Raw genomic sequence first — 11,944 nt, 5'->3', positions numbered from 1 at the left:
GGCACGCTGGCTGCACACGAGGCGGCCGATGTGAGGGAGAGCGATGGCGACCAGGCTTCAGGTGACAGTGGACTGCGCGGACCCCGGTCGGCTGGTCGCCTTCTGGGCGGAGGCACTCGGCTACGTCCCCGCCCCTCCGCCGGAGGGGTTCACCGACTGGTACGCGTACTACCGCAGCATCGGCGTGCCGGAGTCGGAGCTGCCCGACGACGGCGACCTCACCGATTCGGTCGTCGACCCCGCAGGGGTCGGGCCGCGCCTGTGGTTCCAGCAGGTGGCGGAGCCCAAATCCGGCAAGAACAGGCTGCATCTGGACCTTCGGGTGACCGGCGGACGGAGGGTCCCGCTGGCGGAGCGGCGGCGGGAGGTGGACGGCGAGGTGGCGCGGCTGCGGGCGGCGGGCGCCCAGGTGCTGCACACCCTGGACGCCGAGGGGCTCGACCACTACGCGGTGGTCATGAGCGACCCGGAAGGGAACGAGTTCTGCGTGTGCTGACGATCTCGGTGGGCAGCGCGGCGAAGTCCGGGCCGAGCGCGCCGTCCTGAGCGCCTCCACCGCCACTGTCGTCCGCACCGCCCTCGCGGGCCGCGCCGAGCATTTCGGCGACCAGGCGTCCCACCCATTCGTGCCACACGGCGCTGCGGCGCAGCATCGCATGGTCGCTGCCGGTGATCTGGATGCCGTGCGCCCGGGCACCCTGTTCCCGCGCCCGCTCGACGAACGCCCAGGACGCCAGGGGGTCGGTCATCCGGTCGCGATCGGAGTGAAGCAGCACGGCCGGTTTGCCGGCGAGCTGGGCGGTCGGCTCGTACTCCGGACACCAGGGAGCGAGCGCCACCACCCCGCGCACCGCCGGGTGGCCGGCGATGTGCAGTGCTGCCCGGCCGCCCATGGAGTGGCCGAGGAGCACGACGGGCAGGTCGCCGTACCGGGCGAGCAGAGTGTCGAGCGCGGCCCGCGCGTCCTGCGCGGGGTCGGCACGCCGGCCGTTCCAGCCCCGGCACCGGTACCGGGCCTGTGCGACGAGCGCGGGGACGCCGGCGGTCGCCCGCACGAGAGTGGAGACGAACGGGCGCAGTCTGCGCGAGGGCAGGTTGAGCGCCGTCGGCGGTCCGAGCCCCCGGGCACGTCCACCGTGCAGCATCAGCACCAGCGCGCGCGGATCGGCGGGCGCTCGGTGGATCCTCGGCGGGAGGTGCCCGGCGGCCGGGATTCTCTCCGACTCCCCCTCCGCGGGCGGCTCCGCAGGCTGCTCGACGGTCACACGCTGCTCACTCTCGCTGTCGACGGGGCTGGGATGCCGCGGGGCATCCCGCGCAGCTCTCCGGTCCTGCGCCTCGTCCATGATTCGTAGCCGATCGCACCGAGGATGGGTCGGCGCTCACGGCGAGCTTGGCAGCCGCGGCGGGGCTGCCGCGGGCGGGGCTGCCGTGCGGGCCCCGCTGCTCAGCCGCGGCTGCGGTGGACGAGCCCTGCGAGGGTCAGTGAGCCCCAACCCACCGCCACCGCGACGGCCTTGGCCCGGTTGCCCTTCGGGAGGGTGCCCGCGAGCAGTACGGCGTCGCCGAAGTCCGCGGCCAGACGGACCGCTGCCGCCGTACGCAGCGCGGGGCCCTCGGGCGCGAGGGCCAGCGCGGCGCCCGAGGCCGCGTCGCGGAAACCCAGCGGCCTCAGCGAGGTCGCGGTGTGGTGGGCGACCTCGCCTCTTCGGTCGACCAGCCCGGAGGGCCGGGCGAGGAGCTGCGGGCGGAGCGTCACCGCGAGGCCGTACGCGGCGGTGGCCACCCCCACGGTGCGCAGCAGTGCTGTGTTCATGAACGCTCTCCTTCCCCCGGGCCCTGGGCGGACACCTCTTCGAAAACTTCGGGCAGCCCGAACTTCTCGAAGAGCTCCAGGTCGAAGAAGGCCACCACATGGGCGACCTCGGCCCCCTCCAGCGTCAGCACATGGAGGTTCCACGGACGGAACGGCTCGCCCTCGCCCTCTCGCAGATACATCGCGAAGGCGTGCTGGCCGTTCAGCTCGGTCGCTATCAGCCGCATGTCGCCGGGCCCCGCCGGGCAGTTCCGGCGGATCAGCTCACCGATGTGCACAGGCCCCTTGAACCAGCTGAGGAAAGGAGGCATCTCCCACACGGCGTCATGGGTGAACAGCCCCACGATGGCGTCGATGTCCTTCTTCTCGAAGGCCGTCACATAGCGGTCGAGCAGCTCCCGCTGGGCCGGGGTGGTCGGCTCGTCGACCGTCTCCTCGCTCGGGGTGACCGACTTGAGCTGGGCCCGCGCCCGCTGGAGTGCGCTGTTGACCGAGGCGACGGTCGTGTCCATCAGCTCCGCGACCTCCGCGGCCCGCCATCTGAGCACGTCTCTGAGCAGCAGCACCGCCCGCTGGCGGGGTGGCAGATGCTGGAGCGCGGCGACGAAGGCGAGCCTGATGGACTCGCGAGAGGTGACGATGGCGGCCGGATCCGCACCGTCGGCACCGACCATCGCGTCCGGCACCGGCTCCAGCCAGGGCACCTCGCGCCGCTCCGTCAGCTCGTCCGCGGGCTGGGCGTCCGGAGTGCCCAGACCGGTCGGCAGCGGACGCTTCTTGCGGCTCTCCAGGGCGTCCAGACAGGTGTTGGTGGCGATGCGGTGCAGCCAGGTGCGCATCGAGGACCGCCCCTCGAAGGCGTCGTAGCCGCGCCAGGCCCGCAGATAGGTCTCCTGCACCAGGTCCTCGGCGTCGTGCACCGAGCCGAGCATCCGGTAGCAGTGAGCGAGCAGCTCCCGCCGGAACGGGTCGGCCAGCCGTGGGAACTCCTCCCTGATCTCGTCCTGTTGAGTCATCGGTAACCCTCTCGCTCGACCCGGCTGCGGCACGCTTCGTCATCGTGGCAGAGACCACTGACAATCCCGGCGCAACCGGACGGCACCCGTTCGGTCCGCCCTTGCCCACTCTCCAGCTCACACCCGCACCGCCGGCTCCGCCACCCGGGCGAATGCCCGGCGTCCCGGGCGAACGGCGCCCCGGGCAAACGCGCCCCGGGCGGAGGGCGCCCCGGGCGGAGGGGCGCGCTACCGGGAGGCGCGGCGCGATAGAGGCGGGTCCTGCCGGTCCTCGCCGCTGAGGACCCCGCACACCGCTCCCACCGGGTCGGCGAACACCGCCAGCCGCCCCGCGCCGGCCTGCTCCATCGGCGGGAGAAGCACCGAAGCGCCCTGTTTGACGGCGGAGTTGAGCACGGCGTCGCAGTCGACGACGGCGAACCACGGCTGCCACCGGGAGCGGACTCCGGCCGTCTGGCTCTCCCCGGGCAGCTGGACGATGCCGCCGTGCGCCGCCTCGCCCACGGCCGCGACCGACCGGTGGAGCCCGCCGTACGCACCGTCGTCGCGGATCTGCCAGCCGAGCACCGCCCGGTAGAAGGCGGCGGCCCCGTCGGCGTCGGCGGAGCAGAGCTCGACCCGGGTCAGCGTGCCGGGCTCGTCGACCACGTCCAGGCCCTCGTCCCCGCCGGGCCCCTCCAGCGCGAAGCGCCCGCCCGTCGGATCGTGGACCACGGCGGTGTCGGTGGCGGCGGTCGCTGCGGTGTCTGGGTCGACGGTTCCGCCGTTCTCCCGCACCGCTTCCAACGCTGAGGCCAGGTCGGGCACCCGGAAGCGCACGGTCCACCGGTCGTGCCGCGCGGACCGCCTTCGTTCGGTTCCGGCGACCCGGAGGCCGTCGAGGGTGAAGTGGCCCTGCGCCTCCCCGCCCCGGCCGAGCTGCCGGTGCCGCCAGCCGAAGAGCTCGCCGTAGAAAGCCGCGGAGGCTGCCGCGTCCGAGGTCTCCAGCGCGATCCAGGCGGGTGCACCGGGTGCCGGTTCGGTCCTCAACATGCTGGCCACTCCTTGTCGGCCGCCGTCGCTGCGGCCCGGCACCCGGCCGGTGCGGCGCTTCGGCGCGCTGCCTTCCGGCTCGGTCCGCCGACCGGCTCGGGTCGGTGGTCCGCCGCGAGCCGGTGAGGGCCGCGGCCCCGAGCCTCAGGCTAGGTACGGCTCGTACGCCCCGCCTGTCGAGCGACCACGGGCCGGGCTCTCGGTCGCTCGAAACGCGGTCGCTCGAAACGCGGCCCCTCGGAAACGGCGGCCCCTCGAGAACGCGGCCGGCGGCACGCGGGCCACCGGTCGGGTGCGCACGGCGACACGAGAGATCCGACGGACCGGCGGCCCACCGCCGCAGCCCTCTGGCGCCGGCTGCTACCCGTAGGTAGGTTTCGAGCCCGACAGAGCGGCGGTGCAGGCGGGAGCGTGCGCGCCCGCACGGGTACCAGGGAGCGTGAGCGCATGGCCGACGGACCGACCGGCAGGTCCTGGTGGGGTTGGGGCAACGAGTCCGAGCAGCTCGGCGACGAGGAGTGCGCCGCGCTCGGGGCGCTGCTGCCCGGGCTGCGGGAGCACCCCGTACCGGTCCCCGACATCCGCCGACTCGACCTGCCCACGCCGAGGTTGGCCCCGCCCGGGGCGCTTGCCGAGCTGGTCTCCGCCGATCCGGCGCTGCGCGCCGCGCACACCTACGGCAAGGCGTTCCGCGACGTGGTGCGCGTGCTGGCCGGGGAGATGGCCGCCGCTCCCGACCTGGTCGCTCTTCCCCGCCGGGAGGCGGACGTGGTGGACCTGCTCGACTGGGCGAGCCGGGAGAACGTCGCCGTGGTGCCGTTCGGCGGCGGCAGCTCCGTGGTGGGCGGAGTGGAGTACCGGGAGGGCGACCACGCCGGTGTCCTCTCGCTCGACCTCACCCGGCTCGACCGGGTGCTGGAGGTCGACCGCGAGAGCCGCGCCGCCCGCATCCAGGCCGGTGCGTTCGGCCCGGCCCTGGAGGCTCAACTGCGCCCGCACGGCTACACCTTGCGGCACTTCCCGCAGAGCTTCGAGTTCTCCACTCTGGGCGGTTGGCTGGCCACACGGGCGGGCGGGCACTACGCCACCGGCCACACCCACATCGACGATTTCGTCGAGTCGATGCGGGTGGTGGCTCCGAGCGGCGTGCACGAGTCGTGGCGGCTGCCGGGCTCCGGAGCGGGACCGTCGCCCGACCGACTCTTCCTGGGTTCGGAGGGCGCTCTGGGGGTGATCACCGAGGCGTGGCTGCGGGTGCAGGAACGCCCCGCGCACAAGGCTTCCGCCTCGGTGCTCTTCGACGACTTCCCGGCTGCTCTGCGCGCCGTCCGCACGCTGGCCCAGTCCGGGCTGAACCCGGCCAACTGCCGGCTGCTCGACCCCGGTGAGGCGATGCTCGGCGGCGCGGGCGACGGCAGCAGCAGCGTGCTCGTCCTGGGTTTCGAGTCGGCCGGACAGCCGGTGGACGCGCTGCTCGAACAGGCGCTGGACCTCGTCCGCGGACACGGCGGCCGCGTCCGTACCGGCGGCGGAGCCGGTGGGCGCCCGGCTGCCGACCGCGGCGACGGATCGGCCGCACGCCCGGCCGCAGACCCTGCCGGCGCCTGGCGCTCGGCCTTTCTGCGGATGCCCTACCTGCGGGACGCGATGACGCGGATGGGCGCCGTGGTGGAGACCTTCGAGACCGCGCTGACCTGGGACCGCGCCCCCGAGCTGATCGAGGCGGTGCGCACCGGGCTGGGCCGGGCCGTCGAGGAGATCACCGGCCGACCCGGCATCCTCAACTGCCGTCTCACGCACGTCTATCCGGACGGCTGCGCCCCGTACTTCACCGTGATCGCCGCCGGGCGCGTCGGCGCGCAGCGGGCGATGTGGGACGAGATCAAGGCCGCCGCGGGCGAGATCCTGGTGCGCCACCGGGCGACCATCACCCACCACCACGCAGTCGGCCGCGACCACCGGACCTGGTACGACCGTCAGCGTCCCGAACTCTTCGCCGACGTCCTGCGCTCCGCGAAGAGTTCACTGGACCCGGCCGGCATCCTCAACCCCGGCGTACTGGTGGACTGAGCCCCGCCGGGTCAGGGACTCAGCCGTCCTGTGCGGCGGCGGACCGCTCCGCGGGGGTGTGCAGCGTCTCGCGGAAGAAGGCGACGGCCTCCTCGACCGCGCGGTCGACGTACTTGGGGACGTCGAAGAAGTCGGTGTGCGCGCCGCCCTCCACGACCACCAGCCGCTTCGGCCCCCGTAGCCGGCCGTGGAGCTCGGTGGTGTGCCACAGCGAGCCGGCCTCGCCGCCCGCGACCATCAGGACCGGCTGGGTGAGCAGGTCCTCGACGAGGTGGAAGGCGTCGAAGGCGAAGAGCTTGGCGATGCTGCGGGCGAAGAGCTTCCTGTTCTCCGCGTTGACGTGCCGGCCGCGCGGCGTCAGGTAGTACTCGGACGCCTCCACCAGGTCACGCGGCGTCCCGGCGGCCGGATCCGCCGGGACGTAGGGGATGTACGCGGGGGCGCCGCCCTGCGACTCCGCGGTGCGCTGCTGCGCGGCGGCGACGAGGGTCGGGACGGCGGCGGCGTCCAGCCCGTTGCCCGTCCAGCCCTTGCGGTAACCGCTGCCGATGTTGAGCGCGGAGACGGTGGCGACCGCCCGCAATCGGTGGTCTGTCATCGCGGCGTTGACCGCGTAGCCGCCGCCCGAGCAGACGCCCAGTACGCCCAGGCGCTCGGCATCGACGCACTCCAGCGACTGGAGATGGTCCACGGCGGCCCGTACGTCCTCCACTCTCGCCCCGGGGTCCTCCAGATGGCGCGGCTGGCCGCCGCTGGCGCCCTGGTGGGAGGCGTCGAAGGCGAGCGCGACGAAGCCCTGTTCCGCGAGCCTGCCCGCGTAGAGCCCGGCCGTCTGCTCCTTCACGCCGCCGCCCGGATGCACGGTGACGATCGCGGGGCGGCACTCGCCGGCTCTGAGGTCGTCGGGGAGATGGAGGTTGCCTGCCATCGTGATCGGCCCGTTCGGGAAGGTGATGGCTTCCATGCCTGACTCCCTCTGACAGTGCCGCGGTCACACTTCCGATCGCGGCGGTGAACGATCAGGAAAACCGGTCGAAGACGCGGCCCGAACCGCACGCCCACACCCGTGCGGTCGCCGAGCGTTCGGAGTTTCCCCGGGCTGCGAAGCGGCCTCGGCCGCGATACGCATCCCGCTTGCGGAGCAGAATCCCACCCGTGGAACGGCTCAACCAGGGATGGATTCCTCCCTGCCACCGCGCCCCGGAGCGGCGCAGACTGGCCGATATGAATAACAGCGCACGCCCCGACGGGCTCGGGGCCTTTCTGAGGGCTCGCCGGGGCGAGTTGAGCCCGCGCACCGTCGGACTGCCGGAGGCCGGTGGCCGCCGACGGGTCAGCGGCCTGCGCCGCCAGGAGGTCGCCGCGCTCGCCGCGATCAGCACCGACTACTACACCCGCCTCGAACAGGGCCGCACCCGCGCCTCCGCCGCCGTGCTGATCAAGCTCGCCCGGGTGCTGCACCTGGACGACGACCGGCGTGCGCAACTCTTCGCACTGGCCGGAGAGTTGGCGGAGCGCCCGGTACGGCGCGCCGTCCAGCAGGCCCGGCCGCGACTGCGCAGAGTCCTCCACGACCTGCACACCACACCCGCCCTCGTCCTCGGCAGAAGCACGGACGTCCTCGCCTGGAACTCCCTGGCCGCGGCGCTGATCACGGACTTCTCCCAAGTACCGAAGAAACAGCGGAACTTCATCCGCATACTCTTCGCCGACCCGGCGATGAGGAAGCTGCACGCGGACTGGGGACACATCGCCCGCACCTGTGTGGCGCAGTTGCAGACGGAGGCTGCGCGGGACCCGGGCAACCCTCGGCTGACCTCCCTCGTCGGTGAACTCTCCGTCCGCGACGAGGACTTCCGCCGCTGGTGGGGTACGCACGAAGCGCCGGCGCGCACCGTCGGCACCACCACGATGCACCACCCGGTCGTCGGCGAACTCACGCTGGACTGGGAGGCGTTGGCCGCCGTCGGCACCGACGGACAGCAGGTGCTCCTCTGGACGGCGGAACGCGGTTCGCCCTCGCACGACGGTCTGCGCATCCTCGCCTCCTGGTCCCGCTCCTCCGAAACAGAAGGGCGACCGAACGGCCCCGATCCGTCGGGCAGCGACCACCAGCGGTCCGGAAACGAAAAGGACCAGATCTGAAGCGTGGCCCGTCCGAACATTCGAGACAGACCGCCCGGCTGCCCAACTGTCGGGAAACGGCCCCTTGTTGGACGGATCGCGTCACACTGTGTGCATGACTAGTGGCAGCGGAGACGCGAAAGAGCTGGGCACTTTCCTCAGGACCCGCCGGGCCGAGCTGACCCCCGCCGGCGTCGGCCTGCCCGACCTCGGAACTCCCCGCCGGGTACAGGGACTTCGTCGCGAGGAGGTGGCACAGCTAGCCTCGATCAGCACCGACTACTACACGCGGATCGAGCAGGGCAGGATCGCCGCTTCGGTGCCGGTACTGGAGAGCGTCAGTCGCGCCCTGAGACTCTCGCCGGACCAGCGCACCTACCTCTTCAACCTGGCCGGAAAGCCCGCGCAGGAGCAGCCCGCCCACTCGGCGCGCACCATCTCCCCGCACACCCGCAGGCTTCTGGACACCCTCGGCGACTCCCCCGCGCTCGTCCTGTCCACCACCATGGACGTACTTGCCTGGAACCGGCTGGCCTCCGCCCTCTTCCTCGACTTCGAGAAGCTCCCCGAAGAGGACCTGAACTACGTCTGGCTGCTGTTCGACAGGCCGGAGATGCGGGACCTGTACGCGGACTGGGCGTCGGGCGCCCGGGCGTGCGTGGCGTATCTGCGGATGCACACCGCCGGCCGCCCCGAGACCCCCGACCTCGGCCGCCTGGTGGCCAAGATGGCGCCGTACGAGGAGTTCACCCGCTGGTGGGAGGGGCACGAGGTCGCCGTCCAGGGCACCGGCAGCAAGGAGTTCGTCCACTCCGCCGCCGGCACCCTCGACCTGGACTGGGACACCCTGACCAGCTCGACCGACTCCGACCAGTTCATCGTCGTGTGGACCGCACCGCCGGGCAGCCCCTCGCAGGAGGGCCTGCGGCGTCTGGCCGCCCACGCCGAGGCGATCGGGGTGACCGCCGGAGAGGCGGTGGCCCGGGAAACCGCGGGCCGGGCCTGACGCGGGCCCGGCGCGGGGCCGGCGCGGGGCCGGGCGCGGGGCCGGGCGCGGGGCCGGCGCGGTCCTGGAGAACGGCGCGGGCCGGTCCGGAGCGGCCCGGCGGGCTTCGGCTCAGCCGATCGGGACTCCCGGGGTCGCCGACCCGTCGCCGCCGGTCACGGTGTTGTCGGAGGCGATCGTCACCGGGCAGGAAGCGGCGTCGTGGTTGGTGATCTCGAACGCGTACCGCCCGCTGCCGGTGGCGCCGGTGAGGTCCGAGTCGTTGCCGCGGAAGACGGTGCCGCAGCCCCAGCCGGGCTGCGGACTGTGGGTCTGGTAGCCGTCGTTGAGCGTGCCCACTCCGGTGTTGTTCTCGATGAGGTAGTCGTTGCCCTTCACGTCGACCCAGGAGTCGTCGTAGTGGACGTTGGCGAGACCGTCGCCGTGGAAGGTGTTCCCGGAGACGGTTCCACCGGTGGTGCCCTCCTTGATGTCGACGTTCTCACCACGCACCCGGGGGCCGATGGTGTTGTTCTCGATCCGCACGCGGTCGCTGCGGTCCTCCAGGGTGTTGGCGGAGCCGATGTACACGCCCTCGCCCATGCCCCGGCCGTCGGTGCCGGTGTCGCGGACCGTGGAGTTCTTCAGCACGCCGTGGCTGCTGGACCTGCGGAAGTGCACGCCCTCCATCGTCAGGTCGTGCACGGTGATCGAGTCGAGCACGACGTAGTCGCTCGCGTCGACCATGACGCCCTTCTGACCGCCGGTGACGGTGACCCCGTGGATCGTCCAGTGGCTCGCGGAGTCGACGTGCAGCCCGTACCCGCCGCCGCTCGGCGCGGTCAGAACGGCGTCGGCGGAGCCGGTGAGGATGATCCGGTTCTCGCGCTCACCCGGCCGGTTGATCTTGAAGTTGCCCGCGTACACACCGTCGGCCAGCTCAATCGTCTGCCCGGGCTCGGCCGACGCCAGCGCCTCCTTCAGCTCGCCGCCGTCCGCCACCCGTACGGAGGCGCCGCCGTCTGCCGCCTGCGGAGCGCTCGACCCGGGGACGGCCGAGGCGGTGGTCGTGCAGACAACTCCCAGCACCACGAGGGACGTTGAGCAGGTCAGTACGGCGCGGCGGAATCGGGCGGCACGGGGTCGGGACGACATACGGCACTCCTGGGGCGAGGCGCGGGCAGAGCAGGACGAACCGGCGGCGGGGCGCGCGGCGGGAGCGGACCGGGACAGCTCTGAACGCTGGTCCGGACCTTCACCGCTGTCAAGACCTCGCGCTGCGCCGCACCCGCTGCTCCCGCCGCACCCGCCACCCGTTCGGCCCCCTCTCCTGCGGCCCGAACCCGCCACCGCTGCCAGCGTGGAACGAGCGGGGGCACGGGCGACGAGCAGAGAGGGCCGGCCATGGCGCTGCACCAGGTGGAACACGGCCGCGGCGACGATTCCGGCGACGTCTACAGCCATCCGCTGAGCCAGGAACCGCTGCCCAAGTACCGGGTCCCCAAGCGCACTTCGCCACCGGAGACGGTCCACGCGCTGGTCCGCGACGAACTCGCACTGGACGGCAACTCCTCGCAGAACCTCGCCACTTTCTGCACCACCTGGGCCGAACCCCAGGTCCATGCGCTCATGGACGAGTGCCTCGACAAGAACATGATCGACAAGGACGAGTACCCGCAGACCGCCGAGATCGAGTCCCGCTGCGTCCACATGCTCGCCGACCTCTGGCACTCCCCCGAGGGACGCGGCACCGCCGGCTGCTCGACCACGGGCTCCAGCGAAGCGGCAATGCTCGGCGGCCTCGCGCTCAAATGGCGCTGGCGCGAACGCCGCCGCGCCGAGGGCAAAACGACAGACCGCCCGAATCTGGTGGTCGGTCCGATCCAGGTCTGTTGGGAAAAATTCGCACGCTATTTCGATGTGGAGCTGCGCCAGGTCCCGTTGGAGCCGAACGCCACCGGCCTGCGTCCCCACCAACTCCGCGCGCACATCGATGAGAACACCATCGGCGTCGTCGCCATCCTCGGCGTCACCTACACCTGCGACTACGAGCCGGTGGCCGCCCTCGCCGCCGAACTCGACGCCGTGCAACAGGACTTGGGCCTGGACATTCCGATCCACGTGGACGCGGCCAGCGGCGGCTTCGTGGCGCCCTTCCTCCAGCCCGCGCTGCCGTGGGACTTCCGGGTGCCGCGCGTCGCCTCCATCAATGCCTCGGGCCACAAGTACGGAATGGCACCGCTCGGAGTGGGCTGGATCATCTGGCGCACCGCCGAACTCCTCCCGGAGGACCTCGTCTTCCGCGTCAGCTACCTCGGCGGCGACATGCCCACCTTCGCGCTCAACTTCACCCGCCCCGCCGGGGAGATCGTCGCGCAGTACTACACGCTGCTGCGACTCGGCCACGAGGGCTACCGCGCCGTACTGACCGCCTGCCGCCGCACCGCCTGCGCACTGGCGGGCGACATCTCCTCGATGGGCCCCTTCCGGCTGCTCTACGACGGCGGCACCGCCCTGCCCGCCGTCTCCTGGACGCTCGCCGACCCGGAGCGCGCGGGCTTCACCCTCCACGACCTCACCGACCGGCTGCGCCGACGCGGCTGGCAGGTGCCCGCGTACCCGTTGCCCGCCGACCGCGAACAGACAGTCATCCAGCGGGTGTTGATCCGCCACGGCATCAGCCACGACAAGATCGCACTGCTGGTCGAGGACATCCGCGCCGCCGTCGACGACCTCACCGCCGACTCCCCGCCGCCCCAACAGTCCTTCCACCACTGACAGCCACCCGCCCCACCCCAGCAGCCCACGTACGCGCACGTACGCGCACACCCGCCGCACGTCCGGACCCGTGTACCCGCTGCCGCACCGACGCACCGACGCACCGACGCACCGACTGAAGCG

The 11,944-nt window shown here is 72.4% G+C and carries 11 protein-coding genes; 5 read left to right on the top strand and 6 right to left on the bottom strand.

The annotated features are described in order from the left end of the window. The first annotated feature begins 43 nt into the window (after window positions 1-43). The gene (locus JGS22_RS17965; protein WP_211039264.1) at window positions 44-496 is read left to right on the top strand and encodes a VOC family protein; all 453 of its coding nucleotides are present in this window, start codon (window positions 44-46) and stop codon (window positions 494-496) included. Here the strand turns inward: JGS22_RS17965 and JGS22_RS17960 are convergent. From JGS22_RS17960 to JGS22_RS17945, 4 genes are all read right to left on the bottom strand, one after another. After that, entirely contained in the window at window positions 456-1,265 is an 810-nt protein-coding gene (locus JGS22_RS17960; protein WP_308405732.1) for an alpha/beta hydrolase, read from the bottom strand. The two genes, JGS22_RS17965 and JGS22_RS17960, sit on opposite strands and share 41 nt — an antisense overlap. 182 nt (window positions 1,266-1,447) lie before the next feature. Continuing rightward, on the bottom strand, window positions 1,448-1,816 hold the full coding sequence (locus JGS22_RS17955) for a hypothetical protein (RefSeq protein ID WP_211039263.1): 369 nt from the start codon (window positions 1,814-1,816) through the stop codon (window positions 1,448-1,450). Beyond that, window positions 1,813-2,832 carry a sigma-70 family RNA polymerase sigma factor gene (locus JGS22_RS17950; protein WP_211039262.1) on the bottom strand — a complete coding sequence of 340 codons (1,020 nt, stop codon included), beginning with the start codon at window positions 2,830-2,832 and terminating at the stop codon, window positions 1,813-1,815. Before JGS22_RS17950 ends, JGS22_RS17955 begins: the two co-directional genes overlap by 4 nt. A gap of 228 nt (window positions 2,833-3,060) precedes the next feature. Then, window positions 3,061-3,864, bottom strand: coding sequence for a VOC family protein (locus tag JGS22_RS17945; RefSeq protein ID WP_211039261.1), 804 nt, complete (start codon window positions 3,862-3,864; stop codon window positions 3,061-3,063). A 447-nt stretch (window positions 3,865-4,311) separates the two neighbouring features. On the opposite strand from JGS22_RS17945, the gene JGS22_RS17940 reads away from it, so the two are divergent. Continuing rightward, a complete protein-coding gene (locus JGS22_RS17940) occupies window positions 4,312-5,934 on the top strand; it encodes an FAD-binding oxidoreductase (protein ID WP_211039260.1) in 1,623 nt (540 codons plus the stop codon). 19 nt (window positions 5,935-5,953) lie between these two features. Here JGS22_RS17940 and JGS22_RS17935 read toward each other — a convergent pair whose 3' ends face one another. Beyond that, a complete protein-coding gene (locus tag JGS22_RS17935; protein ID WP_211039259.1) occupies window positions 5,954-6,898 on the bottom strand; it encodes an alpha/beta hydrolase in 945 nt (314 codons plus the stop codon). A 260-nt stretch (window positions 6,899-7,158) separates the two neighbouring features. Here JGS22_RS17935 and JGS22_RS17930 point away from each other — a divergent pair, with 260 nt between their 5' ends. Then, window positions 7,159-8,079, top strand: a complete 921-nt coding sequence (locus tag JGS22_RS17930) for a helix-turn-helix domain-containing protein (protein ID WP_211039258.1) — start codon at window positions 7,159-7,161, stop codon at window positions 8,077-8,079. 94 nt (window positions 8,080-8,173) lie between these two features. Beyond that, a complete protein-coding gene (locus tag JGS22_RS17925) occupies window positions 8,174-9,064 on the top strand; it encodes a helix-turn-helix domain-containing protein (protein ID WP_211039257.1) in 891 nt (296 codons plus the stop codon). A 111-nt stretch (window positions 9,065-9,175) separates the two neighbouring features. Here the strand turns inward: JGS22_RS17925 and JGS22_RS17920 are convergent, their stop codons facing one another. Further along, window positions 9,176-10,198 (bottom strand): right-handed parallel beta-helix repeat-containing protein, encoded by a 1,023-nt coding sequence (locus JGS22_RS17920; protein ID WP_211039256.1) that lies wholly within the window; start codon window positions 10,196-10,198, stop codon window positions 9,176-9,178. Between the two features lie 249 nt (window positions 10,199-10,447). Here JGS22_RS17920 and gad point away from each other — a divergent pair, with 249 nt between their 5' ends. Beyond that, window positions 10,448-11,821, top strand: coding sequence for a glutamate decarboxylase (gad, locus tag JGS22_RS17915; protein ID WP_211039255.1), 1,374 nt, complete (start codon window positions 10,448-10,450; stop codon window positions 11,819-11,821). Window positions 11,822-11,944 lie beyond the last annotated feature (123 nt).

This window comes from Streptomyces tardus, from assembly GCF_018101125.2.
Taxonomy (GTDB): Bacteria; Actinomycetota; Actinomycetes; order Streptomycetales; family Streptomycetaceae; genus Streptomyces; species Streptomyces tardus.
Note: the sequence above shows the minus strand (reverse complement) of the source record. Positions and strands in the feature narration are given on the sequence as shown.